Origin of the sequence: Solidesulfovibrio sp. DCME (assembly GCF_049995385.1) — a bacterium.
Taxonomy (GTDB): domain Bacteria; phylum Desulfobacterota; class Desulfovibrionia; order Desulfovibrionales; family Desulfovibrionaceae; genus Solidesulfovibrio.
The window spans coordinates 202639-219036 of record NZ_CP188261.1 but is presented as its reverse complement, the minus strand read 5'-3'; the positions used below and the strand labels follow the sequence as shown (position 1 = coordinate 219036).

At 60.6% G+C, this 16398-nt stretch carries 18 protein-coding genes; 12 read left to right on the top strand and 6 right to left on the bottom strand.

Going from position 1 to position 16398, the window contains the following annotated elements:
- Window positions 1-2 precede the first annotated feature (2 nt).
- A complete protein-coding gene (locus ACP59X_RS01035; RefSeq protein ID WP_428563767.1) occupies window positions 3-1289 on the bottom strand; it encodes a GGDEF domain-containing protein in 1287 nt (428 codons plus the stop codon).
- Window positions 1290-1414: 125 nt separating this feature from the next.
- Here ACP59X_RS01035 and ACP59X_RS01030 point away from each other — a divergent pair, with 125 nt between their 5' ends.
- Window positions 1415-2200, top strand: coding sequence for a hypothetical protein (locus ACP59X_RS01030; RefSeq protein ID WP_428563764.1), 786 nt, complete (start codon window positions 1415-1417; stop codon window positions 2198-2200).
- Between the two features lie 355 nt (window positions 2201-2555).
- Here ACP59X_RS01030 and ACP59X_RS01025 read toward each other — a convergent pair whose 3' ends face one another.
- The 4 genes from ACP59X_RS01025 to ACP59X_RS01010 all read right to left on the bottom strand — a co-directional run bounded on the left by ACP59X_RS01025 (window position 2556) and on the right by ACP59X_RS01010 (window position 4645).
- The gene (locus ACP59X_RS01025) at window positions 2556-3110 is read right to left on the bottom strand and encodes a transposase (RefSeq protein WP_428563761.1); all 555 of its coding nucleotides are present in this window, start codon (window positions 3108-3110) and stop codon (window positions 2556-2558) included.
- Entirely contained in the window at window positions 3100-3276 is a 177-nt protein-coding gene (locus tag ACP59X_RS01020; RefSeq protein WP_428563758.1) for an IS3 family transposase, read from the bottom strand. The genes ACP59X_RS01025 and ACP59X_RS01020 overlap by 11 nt, the downstream gene beginning before the upstream one ends.
- A gap of 282 nt (window positions 3277-3558) precedes the next feature.
- Complete coding sequence (locus tag ACP59X_RS01015; RefSeq protein WP_428563755.1) at window positions 3559-3831, bottom strand: NHLP leader peptide family RiPP precursor; 273 nt, start codon at window positions 3829-3831, stop codon at window positions 3559-3561.
- Between the two features lie 733 nt (window positions 3832-4564).
- On the bottom strand, window positions 4565-4645 hold the full coding sequence (locus tag ACP59X_RS01010; RefSeq protein ID WP_428570024.1) for a hypothetical protein: 81 nt from the start codon (window positions 4643-4645) through the stop codon (window positions 4565-4567).
- A gap of 1016 nt (window positions 4646-5661) precedes the next feature.
- On the opposite strand from ACP59X_RS01010, the gene ACP59X_RS01005 reads away from it, so the two are divergent.
- The 9 genes from ACP59X_RS01005 to ACP59X_RS00965 all read left to right on the top strand — a co-directional run bounded on the left by ACP59X_RS01005 (window position 5662) and on the right by ACP59X_RS00965 (window position 13224).
- Window positions 5662-6339, top strand: a complete 678-nt coding sequence (locus ACP59X_RS01005) for a DUF134 domain-containing protein (RefSeq protein WP_428563752.1) — start codon at window positions 5662-5664, stop codon at window positions 6337-6339.
- 426 nt (window positions 6340-6765) lie between these two features.
- Window positions 6766-7128, top strand: a complete 363-nt coding sequence (locus tag ACP59X_RS01000) for a DUF5320 domain-containing protein (protein ID WP_428563749.1) — start codon at window positions 6766-6768, stop codon at window positions 7126-7128.
- Window positions 7129-7202: 74 nt separating this feature from the next.
- A complete protein-coding gene (locus tag ACP59X_RS00995; RefSeq protein WP_428563746.1) occupies window positions 7203-7646 on the top strand; it encodes a CGGC domain-containing protein in 444 nt (147 codons plus the stop codon).
- A 60-nt stretch (window positions 7647-7706) separates the two neighbouring features.
- Window positions 7707-8435, top strand: coding sequence for a Rossmann-like domain-containing protein (locus ACP59X_RS00990; protein ID WP_428563743.1), 729 nt, complete (start codon window positions 7707-7709; stop codon window positions 8433-8435).
- 42 nt (window positions 8436-8477) lie between these two features.
- A complete protein-coding gene (locus tag ACP59X_RS00985; protein ID WP_428563740.1) occupies window positions 8478-9209 on the top strand; it encodes a Rossmann-like domain-containing protein in 732 nt (243 codons plus the stop codon).
- Window positions 9210-9257: 48 nt separating this feature from the next.
- Complete coding sequence (locus tag ACP59X_RS00980; protein ID WP_428563737.1) at window positions 9258-9650, top strand: CGGC domain-containing protein; 393 nt, start codon at window positions 9258-9260, stop codon at window positions 9648-9650.
- Between the two features lie 141 nt (window positions 9651-9791).
- Window positions 9792-10544, top strand: coding sequence for an N-acyl homoserine lactonase family protein (locus ACP59X_RS00975; RefSeq protein ID WP_428563734.1), 753 nt, complete (start codon window positions 9792-9794; stop codon window positions 10542-10544).
- Window positions 10545-10586: 42 nt separating this feature from the next.
- A complete protein-coding gene (locus ACP59X_RS00970; protein ID WP_428563731.1) occupies window positions 10587-11759 on the top strand; it encodes an ISL3 family transposase in 1173 nt (390 codons plus the stop codon).
- 256 nt (window positions 11760-12015) lie between these two features.
- On the top strand, window positions 12016-13224 hold the full coding sequence (locus tag ACP59X_RS00965; protein ID WP_428558936.1) for an IS256 family transposase: 1209 nt from the start codon (window positions 12016-12018) through the stop codon (window positions 13222-13224).
- A 258-nt stretch (window positions 13225-13482) separates the two neighbouring features.
- On the opposite strand, the gene ACP59X_RS00960 is transcribed toward ACP59X_RS00965, so the two are convergent.
- On the bottom strand, window positions 13483-13767 hold the full coding sequence (locus ACP59X_RS00960; protein WP_428563728.1) for an RNA recognition motif domain-containing protein: 285 nt from the start codon (window positions 13765-13767) through the stop codon (window positions 13483-13485).
- Window positions 13768-14457: 690 nt separating this feature from the next.
- On the opposite strand from ACP59X_RS00960, the gene ACP59X_RS00955 reads away from it, so the two are divergent.
- Window positions 14458-15042, top strand: coding sequence for a TetR/AcrR family transcriptional regulator (locus ACP59X_RS00955; RefSeq protein ID WP_428563725.1), 585 nt, complete (start codon window positions 14458-14460; stop codon window positions 15040-15042).
- Between the two features lie 269 nt (window positions 15043-15311).
- Window positions 15312-16313 (top strand): 4Fe-4S binding protein, encoded by a 1002-nt coding sequence (locus ACP59X_RS00950; protein WP_428563722.1) that lies wholly within the window; start codon window positions 15312-15314, stop codon window positions 16311-16313.
- The last annotated feature ends 85 nt before the right edge of the window (window positions 16314-16398 follow it).

The following is a 16398-nucleotide window of genomic DNA, read 5'->3' as shown; positions in this document are numbered from 1 at the left end:
GCTTACACTGTTCCGTTTGAGGGCGAAGCCTCGGGCTCCACCCGGTTTCTCCCGTGTTCCTTGGCCCGGTACAGGGCCTTGTCGGCCCGCGACAGCACCGCCTCCGGGGCCTCGCCCGGCACGAACGCGGCCACGCCGAAACTGGCCGTCACCACCCCGGCGGCGGCAAAGGCCTCGCCGGCCACGGCCTGGCGCAGCCGCTCGGCCAGCTCCACGCCCTGCCCGAGGGCGATGCCCGGCGCCACGACCACGAATTCCTCGCCGCCGAACCGGGCCAGCCGGTCCACCTTGCGCAGCCCGGACCGCAGCCGGGCGGCGAGTTCGACCAGCACCGCGTCGCCCGCGTCGTGGCCGCGGCTATCGTTTATGGCCTTGAAGTGGTCGATGTCCAGCAGCACGACGGCAAGGGGCGTGCCGTAGCGCGAGGCCCGGGACGCCTCGTCGCCCAGGACCTCGGCCAGCTTGCGCCGGTTGAGCGTCCGGGTCAGGGGATCGAGGTTGGCCAGGTCGAGGAGTTCGCGGCGCTCCAGTTCGAGTTCCGTCACGTCGGCCAGGGTCAGCAGGCAGCGGTCGACCCCGGGCAGGCGCGAGGCGGCGGCCTGGAACACCTGCGGCGGCTGGCCCGGCCGGTCGGGATGGGTCAGGCGCAGATGGTGCTGGCGGTCGAGGGCATCGTCGGCCAGCCGGCAGGCCCAGGCGGCCAGCCCCTGCTCGGGCGGCCCATCGGCCAAAAACTGCTCCAGGGCATAGCCCCGGGACTTGAATTCCTGCATGGAACCCAGCCCCAGGAAGCGCAGCCAGGCCCGGTTGATGGCCAGCACCCGATCGCCCTGCAAGATGGCCGACGGATGGGGCATGTCGTCGAGCAACCGCCGGGCCAGCTCCCAGGCCTCCTCCAGCCGCTCGGCCAGGCCCGACGCGGCCAGGGCCTCGTCAAAGGCCTCGCCCAGGGCCGCCGGGTCGAAGGGTTTCTGGGCCACCCGCACCCCGGGCAGGGAAACCGTCTCCAGCACCCGGCGGATGTCCTCGGCCGCCCCGGTGAGAAAAACCGGCACCCGACGGCCCGGCTCCCGCAGCGCCGCCGCCAGCACCGCCGCCCCACCCGGCAGGCCGGCGGCCACCACGGCCAGGTCCGGCGCCTGGCGTTCCAGGCAACCCAAGGCCTCCGCCAGGTTCTCGGCCTCGAGCAGCCGGGAACAGCGGCCGCGCAAAAGCCCGACCAGGACCTCCCGGGCCCATGGATCCGCCTCGGCCACCAAGGCACAGCCACCCTTGCCGTACGCCTCCATCCCCACCTCCGACCTGTCCGGTCCCGTCAACGATAAAACCTCCCGGCCCCCTTGTCATCGTCGCGGCAATGGGTATCGTCAGTTTATGGGCGGGACGCCCAACACGCCCCGTCCCGGAGGCGGCCATGAAACGCATTTGGCCCTTTGTCGGCATCCTGTCGCTGTGTCTCGTCGCCCTGGCGGCCCTGGCGCCCCTGGGCCTGGCCCAGCCCGGCCCCATCGGCCCCCGGGGCATCGGCCCGGTCGGCCCCGTGGGCGGACCCCGCCCCATCGGCCCCATAGGACCCGTGGTCGGCCCGCGCCCCGTGGGTCCGGGCTTCGTCGGCCCGGGTCCCTGGCGCGGCCCCGGGCGCTACCCGGGACCCGGCCCCTGGCCCCTGGCCGTGACGGTCGGGCCGGGCTATCCGTACCCGGCCTACCCCTATCCCTACCCGGGCTATCCCTACCCAGGCTACCCGTATCCGGGCTATCCGTACCCGGGCTACCCGTATCCGGGCTATTACGGGCCGGACGTGGTGGTCGGCGTCGGGCCGTGGGTCGGGCCGGGGCCGTATGCCGGTCCCGGACCGGTTGTCGTCGCCCCCGGCCCGGGCGTGGTGGTGGCCGGGCCGCGTCCCGGCGTGGTCGGGCCGGGCGTGGTCGGCCCTGGCCCTGGCGTGGTCGGCCCTGGGCCGGGGTTTGCCCCGGGCGTGGCTCCCGGCGTGCCGCGACAGCCCGGGCCCAACTTCGGCGTGGCCCAGCCGGGTCCCGTGGCCGTGCGCCAACCGGGTCCGAATTTCGGGCCGGCCCAGCCGGGCCTGGGCGCCGTCCGCCAGCCGGGGCCGAATTTCGGGGTAGCCCAGCCCGGCCCGGGCGTCGCCCGCCAGCCCGGACCCAATTTCGGGCCGGCCCGGCCGGGTCCCGGCCGCTAGTGTTTCGTCCTGGAAAGCACGCTGCTTACGGCTCTTCCCTCAAGGAGGTCAGGGCGTGGCGGCATGCATTGCAACCAAAGCCGGATGCCTGCTCCCAGCTTACAGCCGAGGCAGGTAGCCGCAAGCCGCTCGTGGCAAGGAGCAAGCCTTCGGCACTGGGCGACTTCCGCGCGGAGAGGGGCGGAAGAACAACTTCCGCCTCTCCCGCTGCCCCGGACGCCAAAATCCGGTTGGTCCCATGCGCTCTGTCAGCTACAACCGCGCTGTTTTTTTGTTTCTGCAAATCTACGCCATCGTTTGTGGATGGAGTTGACTGTAGCGGTCTAGGGTCTCTTGGACAGTTTCGCCCTGAAGTTCAGGCAGCTTTGGCGACCTCGGCTTTCTGCTTTTCCCTGACCTGAGCCGGCGATCTGTAGCCATGCCGACCGATCCGCCACTGGCGGTTGTAGGTTTCCTTGAAGGCCAGAAGCGCCAACCGGAGTTCCTCGACGGTTCGGAAGCTGCGCACCCACAAAAAATTTTCCTTGAGGATGCGGACAAAGCGTTCGGCAAAGCCGTTGCCCTGAGGCTCGCGCACGTAGGACGCCGAGTCCCTGATGCCGAGAAAGGCGATCTCCTGCTGAAAATCCTCGGCGATGAACTGGCTGCCATGGTCGTGTCGCAAGGTCAGCCCCCGAGCCACATCCAGGCCGAAAACCCCAAAACTGTTGCGTATGCCCTGTCGGATCGGCTCCAAGGCCTCGAACCGCGTGCCGCGCTTGGCGGCATGGATGCCGACCAATTCCAGCGAACAAAGATCGATAGCGAAGAATATGGCGGCGTTGCCTTCCGCGACGGTAAGCGTTGAGGTCATGTCCGTGCCCCACATCTCGTCCACGAGCTGGGTCTTGATCGTCCCGTCATGGGCCATGGGGCCGGCCAGGACGCTTGTAGGCCGAGAGCGCGTTTTCGCGCATGAGGCGCAATGTCCGCGCCGGGGAAGTCCTGATGCCTTTGTCCCGAAGGCCAGCCCAGACCTTCCGATACCCCTCCCCGTGAAAAGTGCTTTCCCGAATCTTGGCCTTGATGTGCTCCACTAAAACCGCATCGCTATGCGCGCCTTGAGGGCCACGTCGTTTGGCTGGAGCAGCCTCGACCGCGCGCCGACGTTGCCAGAATACCGTGGAACGAGGGAGCGCTCAGACACGGCAGACCAGCGCCAGCCCGTAGTTCTTCCCAGTGGAGGCCGAGGCGGCTTGGCTCATTTCCTCGACCTCCCTCGGGCCAAAGGGCGGTTTTGCTCCAGCCGCGCGATCTTCTCGCGAAGCAACTCGTTTTCCATGGCCTGCTCGCCGATCTTCTCACGGAGCCGGCCGACTTCAACGGATTCCTTTGCCGGTTGCTGCTTCAGGCCCGATTCCCCGGCCTCCAGGAAGGTGTCGCGCCACTGGGACAGCGTCGCGGCGGTCAACCATGTATGAAACCTTTTCCGTATTTTCAACCGCTTTAATCTCCAGTCCTTCAGGCACTGTCACCCCTTCCTCCTTGAGCACTTTCGTGGCATCCTTGAGAAGACGCTGCTTGTAAACGGCATCTTCCCAGGCCTTGGCGATGATCTGCCCCAGTTTCTTGTCTTGCGATTCCTTTGTCATGATCGAGATCCTTTTTCGTCAGCATGTTACTTGTTCAATGTATATCACTACCAGTTCGGCCTCTGCTATTGCCTGGTGTTCGTTCCCAAGGACTTGCTGCTTAACGGAATCCATATTCCGCGGATGTGATTCCCTGCATCCGGTCACTGAATGGACAGAGATAACCACCTGTTTTGACCGCCATTTGAGCAGGACGCTCTTCTGCAATGAATCCAGGCCATCGTCTAGAGCAGACTCCTAGCATCGATTTTGGTCATGCCCGCACTGATCGTATGGACAGCACCCAATACCTCCAAATATCGAGGAGATATCCTCGGCTGACAACTTCTTTGGTACGGTCTTCAATGGAATTACCAGATAATGCACTTTGTCAGTATTCTCAATGATCTTGATTTCCATCCCCTCAGGGATCATAAAACCTTCCTCTTTAAGCACTTCTGTCGCATCAGCCAATAGACGCTATTTGAAAGTTTCGTCTTCCCACGTCTTGGTGATGATCTGCCCCAGCTTCTTGCTTTGCTCTTCCTTTGTCATGGTGATTTTCCTATCCTCCTGGGTTTTAAGATAGCGCGAAAACGGCATGAAGCATGTCGAGACCGCTGCGTAATTCTCTCGAGTCGCTGCTTGCCCGGTTTGTCAGGTTCTCTAACTGGTAGTCGTGGCAGTGTTTTTCCCGGTCCCGGAAGTTTTTTCCCCGTTGACGGCTTTTGCCAGCCAAGGGGGGCACGTCCGCTCAGCAGGCGACCCGCAGGACCGCTTTTTTCAGATTGAAGGCCATGGCATTGAGCAGAAACTCCAGTTCGACCTTGGCCAAACCGAGGTAACGGGCTCGAAAGAAGCCGTAGCCACGCTTGCTCGCGTAAGCATGCTCATTTCTCCGAAGAGCAGGAAGGCGTTAAACCAAGCCGCCATGAAACCGAAATAGACGATCCCGGAAGTCGCGACAAAAACGCCGCCAATGAGAAGAATCCGTCCCCGGTTCCTGGCGTGGCCTACCAAACTCAACAGGAAGAGAAGCACGAAAAAGGCACACGGATTGAAAGCGTCGAGGAAACCGATGAGCAGTGTCAAGGCCGGGAGCGAAAGTCTTTGAGCGTCAAGCCGGCCGAGGATGGGCACATCGAGAAACGTTTTGGTTGACGGTTCTCCGCCATCGTCCCCGCGCGCTCGCTGGATTGCCCTGACAATTTCTGCCCCTTTCCCTTGCTCGTTATCGTACCCAACGATCATCTCTTTTCCGACGAAGAAAGCCGGAACGGCCATGGGCTCCTGGCCGAACACCGCGGCCATCTCCCGGTAAAGTTCGAAATACTGGAGGTCTTCATGCATGTTGTAGGACCGGATCGTGAGACCTGTGTCCTCTCGCGCCAACTTTTCCTGGAACGGGCGCGCGTTATGACAATGCGGGCATTCGCTGCTCCAAAAAAAGTCAATTCGATGCGCTGGGCAGCGCTTTTTGTGGCCATGGCGAGGGAGGTCGAAACAAGCAAAGCCAGGAGGAGAAGCAAACGGCCTGAAACGAGGCGTTTCATTTTTTGGTCCCCCATCAAAATGTTCCTGGATTGCCGCGCCAGGAATCGCGGAGGCCTCGGCCAGGAGTGTGCCCTTGATACAAGCCATGCCCTTGCCTGGTCTGGATACATGAAGAGGGTTGTGCGCTACATGAAGGGCTTTTTCCGTTCCTTATCTCGTTCCACACGCCTGGTCCTTCGTCAATCGATCTGCCAGGCGGGGGTTTAATTTTGCTCAAATGAGAGAAAAAACGCCAACCGCCTTGACTCCGGCCAGCGATGCACTATTTGCTCTTTTGAGCGAAACAAGGAGTCTCGAATGCCACGACCTCGTTTGCGCCGGTGGGTAGCCGCCATCCCCAAGGCAACCTATTTTAAGCCGCAAGGTATCCCCCTGCGCGAGCTTGAGGAAATCCGACTTCCCATAGAGGGGTTGGAGGCATTGCGCCTGGCTGACCTGGAAGGGCTGACCGCCGAGGCCGCTGCGGCGGGCATGGGGGTTTCCCGGCACACGTTTGGCCGGGTGCTGGCCGAGGCCAGGACCAGTGTGGCCCGGGCCTTGGTTGGCGGCGCGGCGCTGCGCATTGAGGGCGGACATTACGGTTTGGCGCAAGCCCAGGGTATCCTGGAAAGCCAGGATGCCCAATCAGGCGAAAAAGGGGCGGTTGTGGCCATACCAAGCCAAGGGGACACCTTGGATTCCCTGGTGGAACCCCGCGTGGATCAAGCGGTGAGCTTTGCACTGGTCGATTTGGACAACCGGTCCACGCGGCATCTGCAAAACGGCTGGCGGACCGGACGCGGGCGGGGAGGCTGGAGGCATATCCTGCGCTCCCTGCGCGCCGCCGGAGCACATGTGCTTCTGGCTGGCCCTTCCTTCCCCGGATTTGCCGAAATGGCGTCTCGCGCCGGCCTCCGAGTCTTTGAATATGTGCCGTTGTCCTCGGAGGAAACCGTTGGGGAAGCCGTCGACCGACTGGCTGGCGAGATGTCCTGAGTTGAGGCTGTTGGTTTTTGACAATTGATGCGGGAGCCTTCCGTGGCGGCGGGAAACAACCGCGAATACGAATGTTCCCGGAAAATCAGGAGGTTTTCTCCATGCGACAAGGTTTCGTGACACAAGGCGGAGGGAGTGGCCAGGGCCGGTGTGGTCAGGGCCAAGGCAAGGGGCAAGGGGCGGGCGGCCGGGGCGGCGGTGGCCGTTGCGGCCAAGGCCAGGGACGCGGCCTGGGTCAGGCCGGCCGATCAAGTAACGCGCCTGGCGTTTCGAGCGGGTCGCAGCCAGCAACGGACGTATGCGTCTGCCCGCAGTGCGGCCAGACAGCGCCGCATACGCCGGGAATCGCTTGCACCACCATGCGTTGCCCCGCCTGCGGGGCGGCCATGACAAGGCAATAATCCTCAAACCGAAAGGAGATGCATTATGCCACGCGGTGATGGAACAGGACCCAGTGGAATGGGCTCCGGTACGGGACGGGCCTTGGGTTATTGCTCGGGCACGAATGCCCCTGGGTTTGCCAGTGCTCCGGGCTGGGGCGAACAAAAACTCGGCTTCGGCCAGGGCGGCTTTGGCCGGGGATGTCGCGGCGGCTTCGGCCGGGGTGGCTTTCGCGGTGTTTGGCGTTCGAATTTCATGGGGGCCGCACCGGTCGGGCCCGTCGCGGGCGCGGCCACGCCGGAGATGGAACGGCAATATCTGCGGCAGCAAGCCACGGCCCTGGAAAGCTCCCTGGCGGCCATCAAGGCACGCCTGGCCAAGATGGACGATGAAGCCACGCAGGGCTGACGGCGTACGGCCATGACGCGAGACTCCCGCCACCCGTTTCGGGTGACGGGAGTTCCGTCGAGAGGGAAAAGCACATGGTCAGCATCGGTATTATCATCTGCGCCCGGTACGGAAATTGTGGGGCCGGCAAGTGTTTTCGGGCTCTGCGGGAACGCCGGGGCGGATTCGCCCGCTACGCGGCGGAACAAAGCGCATCCATTGTCGGTTTCGCCTCCTGCGGCGGCTGCCCTGGGGGAAACGTAGAATATGTTCCGGCGGAATTTATCAAAAACGGCGCGACGGTTGTCCATCTGGCCACCGGCTTGGTCGTCGGCTACCCGCCATGCCCCCACCTGAGCCATTTCAAGACGTTTATCGAATCCCAATACAACGTTCCCGTGGTGGTCGGGACACATCCCATCCCGCTCAATTATTGTAATGCGCATCGGAAACTGCCGTTTTGGGCGGACAGCAACATGGCCGCGGCAGCCGAAGCCCTCCTACGGGAGGCTCCGGACGTCATGGCCGCTTACGACTGAAAGCGTATGGAACTCGAACATTGGATGTTGCCTTCCTGTACACACCAAAGGAGTGATGCCATGCAACCTGGAACGCTTGAACTTGTCCGCCGCAAGGCCCTGGCCTTGTGGGAGGAACACGATCTGCTTCGTGAACCCATCACGGTCACGGCCAGAACGCTGACCGTCCATGAGGCCATAGGCGATCCCGAAGGCGAGGATTTCCCCCTGCAAAAAGGCAAGGAACGGCTCATGGAAGCCGAGTTCCGGGGTGCCAAGGGACAGGCCTTCACTGATCGCTTCGGGGATTTTTCCGGAACATTGGCCGATGTCGCCGCGATGCCGCTGGAAAACAACTTCCGCCGGGCGGTGTTCGTGGCTTCGGTCAACGCCACGGTTCGGGGACTTGGGCTGTGCGACCGCACCATCCATTGCCGCGACAAGGAACCTAATGAATGCGCCGCGAAATTCAGCAGCTACATCAGCGAGCGTTTTGGCGACGTTCGTATCACGCAGGTCGGCTTCCAGCCCAAGATCATCCAGGCCTTAAGCGAACGGTTTGCCCTGAAGGTGCTTGATCTCGACCCGGACAACATCGGCACGGTCCAATACGACACCGAGATTCTCGGGCCGGACCGGAAGGACGAGGCCCTGGCTCGGGCCGATCTGCTCGTGGTCACGGGATCCACCCTGGCCAACGATACCGTGGGTGCGTTTCTCGATGACCGCCCGATCATCTTTTACGGCACGACCATCGCCGGCGCGGCGGCGCTCATGGGCTGGGAGCGGTTTTGCGCCAAGGCCCTTTGAGTTTGGCCCCCCTCCGTGAACAAACAAGCACAAGGAACGTTCATGACATTGCTTGAAGAACTCACACGCGTGCTCGACTACGATTGTCCGGTCATGGATATTCGTCAGGGCGTCTTTCATACCGCAGTGGTCACCCGGCGTTGCGGGCTGGCCGCGACGCTGCCCAAGGATGCCTTGCGCCAAGAGCCGCCCCTTGTGGCGGAACCGGGTTTCCTTCTGGAAAAAAACGCCGAGGAACTTGTCTCCCTGGTGCATTCGCCAAGCCTGCTGGAAGCGGCCATTGGCATGGCCACCATCAATTCCCTCCTGCCCGTGGACGAGTCCGCCATGGTGGAGCGCAATGCCGGAGACATCCTCCTGGAACAAGGGACCGGGAAAAACGTGGCAGTCATCGGCCATTTTCCCTTCCTTCCCAAGGTCCGACAACAGGCCGCCAACCTCTGGGTTCTGGAAAACAATCCCCGTGAAGGCGATTTCGGCCCTGAACAGGCTGAAGAGTTCCTGCCACAGGCCGATGTCGTGGCCATTACCGGCACTTCCATCACCAACCATACGTTTGACGGGCTCATCCGTCTGTGCCGGCCCGACGCATTCGTGCTCATGCTGGGAGATTCGGTGCCGTTCACGGCGCTGCTGTTCGATCACAGGGTGGATGCCTTGTGCGGAACCGTGGTTTCTGAACCTGATACGGTACTTCGCTGCGTCAGCCAGGGTGGAAATTACAGACAGATACAAGGCGTCAAGAGGCTGACCATTTTCAAGAACGGACAATAGGTTGAAAACAACACCCGACAATCGCCGTTGATTGCAAGGAGTTCGGCCATGACCAAAATCGGCTTGATTCGATGCGAGAAAAATGAAGCCACGTGCCCGCTTACCGGCTGCCTTTCCTGTCTTGCCGCTGGTTCCGAAGGGTTCGCAGGAACCGGCAACCCTGAGTTGGTCGGCGTCATGACATGCCGCTGCCCTGGCGACCGCGCCGTGGCATCGGCAAAGGTCCTAAAAGCCAAGGGAGCGGAAATTCTGCACTGGTGCACCTGCACGTTCGCGCACAAGGAAGAAGGGAAATGGGTCAATGGAAACGGGTTCTGTGCGGACAGCGATAGCTTGTTGTCTCGAATCGCCTGTGAAGCCGGTATCCCTTGCGTAAAAGGGACCGCACATCTTCCTCATGAATACAGGCCAAAACAAGTTATGCCCGAAATTGATGCCTAAGCCAGGCATGATTTATGGCACTGTCATAGGTGCACGGGACAGTTTGAATGTGTCGGCGAATCCGGTTTCCTGAAAATGAGTGCAAAGTTCGTGGAAGAAAAATCGAACAGGCAAGAGGGATGCCGGAATTTGGAGGATGTCATGAGCACGTTTGTGATCCATCCCATCGTGTTGGGAACCAAGGAATTCGACAAGGGAATGATGACTTACCAATTCGAGTACGGGAAGCCGTACACCATTCCCATCTACGGTTGGTATCTGGAAGGAGGGGATAAGCGTATCCTGGTGGATACCGGGGAAATGCGCCCCGTGGTTTCCGGAGCCCGAGAGGCGGCCATCGGGGGGGCGATCCATGGCTTTGCTGCGGGACTGGCCCGCTTCGGCCTGACACCCGCCGACGTTGATGTGGTAGTGCACACCCATCTTCACAACGATCATTGTGAAAATGACAGTTTGTGCGAGAACGCCCTGTTTTATGTCCACGAAAGGGAGCTGGCGCACGCACGGAACCCGCACCCCTTGGATTACCGCTATAACGAGGAATACATCGAAGACGTGGTGGAAGCCGGGCAGATGGTGTCCCTAACCGAAGACACCGAAATTGTTCCCGGTCTGCGCATGGTCCATACCCCGGCCCATACGGAAGGCGGCATGTCCGTGTTCGTGGACACTCCGGCTGGATTAGCCGTCATCACCGGCTTTTGCGTCATCCGCGAAAACCTTTTTCCGCCAACATCCGTGACCGCTCGGGAAATGGAAGTCATCCCGCCAGGCACCAGCGTCAATACCTATGCCGCCTATGACATCTTGCGGCGAATTCGGGACGCGGCGGACATCGTTCTCCCGCTTCATGAGCCGTCGTTTGCCTCAGGCGCTCCTATCGGCCTTAAATGATCGCCGCAGGCCTGCTCCGCCTTTTCCGATAACATTGCGCCCATGCCGGTCCCCTGGTCATACGTAAACCATCTTAGGCTTCGCGCCACAGACCTATCAGGGACGGCGGCAGGCCAGACCTGTGGCCGCGAGTTGGCTTGCCGGGATCATGCCGAGCCTCGGGTGTGGCGTCACCTCGACACCTGCCAGTTCAAGACCTTCCTCCATGCCCGGGTTCCGCGCGTGGAGTGTCCGGAACACGGCGTCCTTCAGGTCAAAGTGCCTTGGGCCGAGGCCAAAGGGCGCTTCTCCTTGCTCATGGAGCGCTTGATTATCAACGTGTTGCGTGAATGCGTCACCGTGGCCGGCACCTGTCGATTGTTGCGGATCAGCTGGGATGAGGCCTGGAACGTCATGGACAGAGCCGTCCGGCGGGGACAGGCCAGGAAGAAGGCCAACCCCGCGCGCTATCTTGGCATCGATGAAAAGGCCTTCCGCAAGGGGCACGACTACATGACCGTAGTCTGCGACCTGCTTGGCGGCACAGTGGAGTTTGTGGCCCAGGATCGTAAGACCGAAAGCCTCGAGGACTATTACCGGCAATTCACGACGCAGCAACTCGAGCGCATTCGGGCCGTGGCCATGGATATGTGGGAACCGTACTTCAAGGCCACGATCAAGCATGTGCCTGGGGCGGCGCACAAGATCGTCCACGACCGCTTCCTCATCATGCAGCACGTGGGCCAGGCCGTGGACAGGGTCCGCCGGCAGGAGCACCGCGAGTTGCTCCGCCAGGAAGATGAGCGCCTCAAGGGGACCACGTACATCTGGCTTTACCGGGAAGGGAACCTGCCGGACAAGCATCGACCGACCTTGGAAGCCCTGAAGGCCACGAACCTGAAGGTGGCCAAGGCCTGGGCCATGAAGGAAAGCCTGTCTGGGTTGTGGAATTACCTCAGCGTTGGCTGGGCCAAACGGTTCATGAAACGCTGGCTGACCTGGGTGAGGAAGTCAGACCTGACTCCGATGCGCAAGGTCGGGGAGATGCTCTCCCGGCGCCTGGACAACATCCTGACCTTTTGTCGGCATCGGATCACCAACGGCGCTGCCAAGGGACTCAACAGCAAGATCATGGTCATCAAGCGCAGGGCCTGCGGTTACCGCAACCGGGAGCACTTCAAGACCGCCATCAACTTCTTCTGTGGCGGCTTGGATCTCTATCCCAAGAATGCCTGAGCGCCGGTACCCACGGAAAACCCGGAAGGACCTCAAGTTAAAGTCTATCCAATGTGCAAGCGGCTTGGGCTGGATCGCACCACGATCATTCGCAAGCTCAAGCGCGCGGGTAGCGTCCACGGAGGTGGTGTAAATTCTGAAGTCGTCCAGGCCGGGGGAGAGCCTCCGGCCCGGACGGAATGGGCGAGGTGGCCATCGGGTCAATTGGCTGTAAGGTGAAGTTACGACGCCGCACCTGCAACCAAAGGAGACCACGATGGCCGAGGACAGCATGGCATTAATCGAGCTGATGCAAAAGGCCGACGGCGGCGATTTTCTCCGCTCCCTGGCGGAAGCCGTCCTGCAGCTTCTCATGGAAGCCGATGTGGACGGCCTCATCGGGGCCAGCCGCCACGAGCGAAGCCCCGAGCGAGTCAGCTACCGCAACGGCTACCGTGACCGCAGCCTTGATACCCGCATCGGCTCCTTGCAACTGCGCATCCCCAAGCTGCGCCAGGGCAGCTACTTTCCGCCCTTCCTGGAGCCACGCAAGACCAGCGAACGCGCCTTGGTGGCCGTCATCCAGGAAGCCTGGATCGGCGGCATCTCCACGCGGCGCGTGGATGATCTGGTCCAGGCCATGGGCCTTTCCGGCATCTCCAAGTCCCAGGTGTCCAAGCTGTGCAAGGACATTGATGAACGGGTCCATGCCTTTCTTTCTCGGCCGCTGACCGGCGAATGGCCCTATTTGTGGCTGGACGCAACCTACCTCAAGCAGCGCGAAGGCGGCCGGGTGGTCAGCGTCGCCGCCATAATCGCCGTGGCGGCGAACACCGAAGGCCGCAGAGAAATCGTGGGACTGCACATCGGCCCCAGCGAGGCCGAGCCGTTCTGGTCTTTTTTCCTCAAAAGCCTTCTTCGTCGGGGACTTGGCGGCGTGAGGCTTGTCGTCTCCGACGCCCATGAAGGCCTCAAGGCCGCCATGGCCAAGACGTTCGGGGCCACGTGGCAACGCTGCCGGGTCCACTGGATGCGAAACGCCTTGGCCCGGGTTCCCAAGTCCCAGCACGCCATGGTCTCGGCCGCCCTGCGCCAGGCCTTTTTACAGCCGGATGCGGCCAACGCCAGCCAGACCTGGCGGCATGTCGCCGATCAGCTTCGTGGAAAATGGCCACGGCTCGCCAGCTTCATGGACGAAACCGAGCACGACGTGCTGGCCTACATGACCTTCCCGGCGCAGCATCGGGTCAAGCTGCACAGCACCAATCCGCTGGAAAGGCTCAATAAAGAAGTGAAGCGGCGGGCGGACGTAGTCGGCATCTTCCCCAACGAACAGTCCATCATCCGGCTCATCGGGGCCATCTTACTGGAGCAAAACGACGAGTGGCAGCTGCAAAGCCGCTACATGCAGGTCGAGGCCATGGCCGAACTCAACACCCAACCAAACGAGGCGCAGCCAGCCCAAATTCCACCAAGAGCAGCCTGACCGAGGGCCACCTCAAGCACACCAGAATTTACACCACGTTGACGGACGTGACCAGCGCGCGGGCGGCGAATAGAGCGTTTTCCCCAGTGACCAGACGGCGCGACAGCCGGCCCGGTTTTACCCCGTGGCCTTCGTTGCCACGACTTCCGACCGCGCAGCCAATCCGCAAGCCCCCTCCCCTACGCCACGCAAAAAGGGCCAGGAACATGCTCCTGGCCCTTGGTTATTGTCGAGAGGCGCGAGTGGAGTCCTCGGGGACTACCAGCGGCTGCCGCTGCGGTTGCCACCGCCAGAGCGGGGCTTGTCCTCGGCTTCGTTGACCTTCAGATTGCGGCCGCCGAGGTCCTGGCCATCCATGCCGGCGATGGCCGCACGGGCACCTTCGTCGTCCATCTCGACGAAACCGAAACCGCGCAGACGGCCGGTTTCACGATCAGTGATGAGATTGACGCTGATGACTTCGCCGTAGTTGGAGAACTGGGTGCGGATGTCGTCTTCGGTGGAATTGAAAGACAAGTTGCCGACATAGAGTTTCTTGGACATGGGTTGCTCCTGTTTTTAGCATTTCTTTTCGCATCGATTGGAGCTGAACATCAGAACGCCAAAGATCCAAAAAATCCATGCTCGTTGAAATAGACTGAACCCGAAAAAGATACACCCTTCGCGGAAAATGTAAAGAGACTAGCCTGAAAATAATTTTATAATTGTCATTATTTTAGTGTTTCATGCTCTTACCGGGGCCGTTTCATGGCGTTGCATAAACTGTCCCCCCGACAATAAAGAGCAAAGTAGCGTGGCGTGTTACGTTGTATTTTGCGAATCGATGAGCTGGAGGGAATCGAACCCGCGACCTCTTGAATGCCATTTGAATGCCATGCCAGCAGAAAATCATAATATAGCGAAATATTTGATTTTTTAGCAGAAAACCCAGTGAGCCACGGCGCTTTTGTTGGCTCCTGCCACCAGTCACTAGTAGGCCTGTGGTGCATCAGCCAACATACCGCCAACAGGGTGCCAACGGGTAGCCAAAGCGTTTGTGGCTCCCCTGCCAAAGGACATGTTGGCCATCAGCCTTTATCTGGCTGAAAACATTGATGACTCGTCGAGAGGATTTTGATTTCGCGGGGCCACCATCATGTCACCACTGCCGCGTAACGTCGCGTTGAAGAGCCAGGGTCAAGGGACTGAAAAAAGCTGTTGACGTTTTAGAACGACCGGTCTAATTGGTCGGCCATGAAACGCATTCACAGCAAAGAGGCGCTCCTCCAGGTTGGGCTCGATCTCGTATGGAGCAGAGGGTTCAACGGCACCGGGGTTGAGGCGATCTTGAAGGAAGCAAAAATTCCAAAGGGTTCATTTTACAATTTTTTCTCAAGCAAAGAAGAATTTTCCCTCGCGGTGATCGACAAATTCGTTGCTGGCAGGAGTGAGGTGCTTTCCCCTATTCTCAGCGACGCGACTTTACCACCGCTTGCGCGTGTCAAAAAAAGTTTCGAAGCCCTCACTACCGCATTTGAGGGCAATGCCTGCTACAAGGGCTGTCTTCTCGGAAACTTGGGGCAGGAGATGTCCGATCAATATGAAAAGATACGCCAGCGCCTCGAACAGTCCTTGCAGCTTTGGGAGAAATGCCTAGCCGATGTGCTCATGGAGGCACAAAATGCGAACTCCATCTCCCCACATATAAACGTAACAATGCTCGCCGAGAGCATGATTGCATCATTTCAAGGCGCAGTACTTCGCTCCAAGATCAAGAAGTCGCCAGAACCGTTAAGGAATTTTATTCATTTATATTTCGATGTGTTCCTGGCTCAATGAGCATAATGCGAGCACTTTTTTTGGGCTATGATTACGTAGACCGGTCTATTAAAAGCGCTGCCGCAGCCTGCCTATCGGCTTGGGGGCAGCAACCAGAGATGGTCGACCGGGTTTTGAACGCAGCGGCGCGCACGCGGCGCGCGGTCCTGACGAGACCTCGGGCGTGCGCTTCTCCGCCCTCCCCGTCTGTTTCGCGGTCGCCGGGGTCTTGGCGAAACTGCCGCGCAACGTCACGCCGGACGGCAAACCACGCCTGCCAGGAGTAACCCATGGTTCAAATTGACGCATCTCATCGGCCTGCTCCAGACAATTCCCCGACCTGTGGGCCGAAGCAGCTCAACGCCACGGATCTGCGCCGGCTTTGCCTGGAGGCCGGCGCTGACGACGTCGGTTTCGTGGATATCGGCAGACCGGCCCTGGATCAGGAACGAAACGACATCCTCGCCGCCTATCCCCGGACGCGCACGATCATCTGTCTGGTCATCCGCCTCAACCCCGAGAACATACGCAGCCAGGCCCGGCACATCTCCTCCGACGAGTTCCACCACGCCACGAGCGCCGTGGCCACGGTCGGCCGGAGCATTTTGCGCAGCCTCAATGCCTTGGGGGTGCGGGGCACGATCGAGCCGGCGGATTTCCCCATGGACATGGGGCGGTTCCCCGGCAAAATTTGGAACGTGAGCCATAAGATCATGGCCGTCGAAGGCGGACTTGGGCATATGGGACTTAATCGCCTGGTCATCCACCCGCAATTCGGCAACTTCATCCGGTTGACGTCCCTGCTCATCGATACGGCTCTCGATGTCTATGGCTCCCCTCTTGAACAGTCACTCTGCGACCGATGCGGCTTGTGCCTGTCCGCATGCCCGGTCGGGGCCATCCAGCGCAAGGCACCCTTTGATTTCATGGCCTGCATGACCCACGCCTACCGAGACAATTTCATCGGATTCATGGACATGCTCGACAGCCTGCTGCGCTCTCCAGACATGGACGTCTTTCGTCAACGCTTCAGCGACAGGGAGACCGCTTCCATGTGGCAATCCCTCATGTACAAAATGAACTACCGCTGCGGCTACTGCATGGCCGTGTGCCCGGCCGGTCAAGCCGGGCATTTCTGCGGATCCAAAAAGGACTTCCTTCAGGAAGTGCTCCTGCCACTCAAAAACAGAAAGGAGCAAGTCTACGTCATGGCCGACACCGACGCTGAAAAACATGCACGGACCAATCCGCACAAGGAGATTCGAAGGATCGGCTTCAGCATACGCCGGTAACAAACTGTATTTCAAATAGTATGTATAGGTACGTAAGCAGCGACAGCTTTTGCCTTGACGAGGCAGCCTGCGGTGCGTCTTGAAC

Coding starts and splice junctions, on each gene's coding strand:
- ACP59X_RS00960 (WP_428563728.1), bottom strand. CDS start 13,767: ATGTCCAAGAAACTCTATGTCGGCAACTTGTCTTTCAATTCCACCGAA.
- ACP59X_RS00990 (WP_428563743.1), top strand. CDS start 7,707: ATGCAACCTGGAACGCTTGAACTTGTCCGCCGCAAGGCCCTGGCCTTG.
- ACP59X_RS00980 (WP_428563737.1), top strand. CDS start 9,258: ATGACCAAAATCGGCTTGATTCGATGCGAGAAAAATGAAGCCACGTGC.
- ACP59X_RS00965 (WP_428558936.1), top strand. CDS start 12,016: ATGGCCGAGGACAGCATGGCATTAATCGAGCTGATGCAAAAGGCCGAC.
- ACP59X_RS01000 (WP_428563749.1), top strand. CDS start 6,766: ATGCCACGCGGTGATGGAACAGGACCCAGTGGAATGGGCTCCGGTACG.
- ACP59X_RS00975 (WP_428563734.1), top strand. CDS start 9,792: ATGAGCACGTTTGTGATCCATCCCATCGTGTTGGGAACCAAGGAATTC.
- ACP59X_RS00995 (WP_428563746.1), top strand. CDS start 7,203: ATGGTCAGCATCGGTATTATCATCTGCGCCCGGTACGGAAATTGTGGG.
- ACP59X_RS00955 (WP_428563725.1), top strand. CDS start 14,458: ATGAAACGCATTCACAGCAAAGAGGCGCTCCTCCAGGTTGGGCTCGAT.
- ACP59X_RS00970 (WP_428563731.1), top strand. CDS start 10,587: ATGCCGGTCCCCTGGTCATACGTAAACCATCTTAGGCTTCGCGCCACA.
- ACP59X_RS01035 (WP_428563767.1), bottom strand. CDS start 1,289: ATGGAGGCGTACGGCAAGGGTGGCTGTGCCTTGGTGGCCGAGGCGGAT.
- ACP59X_RS01030 (WP_428563764.1), top strand. CDS start 1,415: ATGAAACGCATTTGGCCCTTTGTCGGCATCCTGTCGCTGTGTCTCGTC.
- ACP59X_RS00985 (WP_428563740.1), top strand. CDS start 8,478: ATGACATTGCTTGAAGAACTCACACGCGTGCTCGACTACGATTGTCCG.
- ACP59X_RS01025 (WP_428563761.1), bottom strand. CDS start 3,110: ATGGCCCATGACGGGACGATCAAGACCCAGCTCGTGGACGAGATGTGG.
- ACP59X_RS01015 (WP_428563755.1), bottom strand. CDS start 3,831: ATGACAAAGGAATCGCAAGACAAGAAACTGGGGCAGATCATCGCCAAG.
- ACP59X_RS01005 (WP_428563752.1), top strand. CDS start 5,662: ATGCCACGACCTCGTTTGCGCCGGTGGGTAGCCGCCATCCCCAAGGCA.
- ACP59X_RS00950 (WP_428563722.1), top strand. CDS start 15,312: ATGGTTCAAATTGACGCATCTCATCGGCCTGCTCCAGACAATTCCCCG.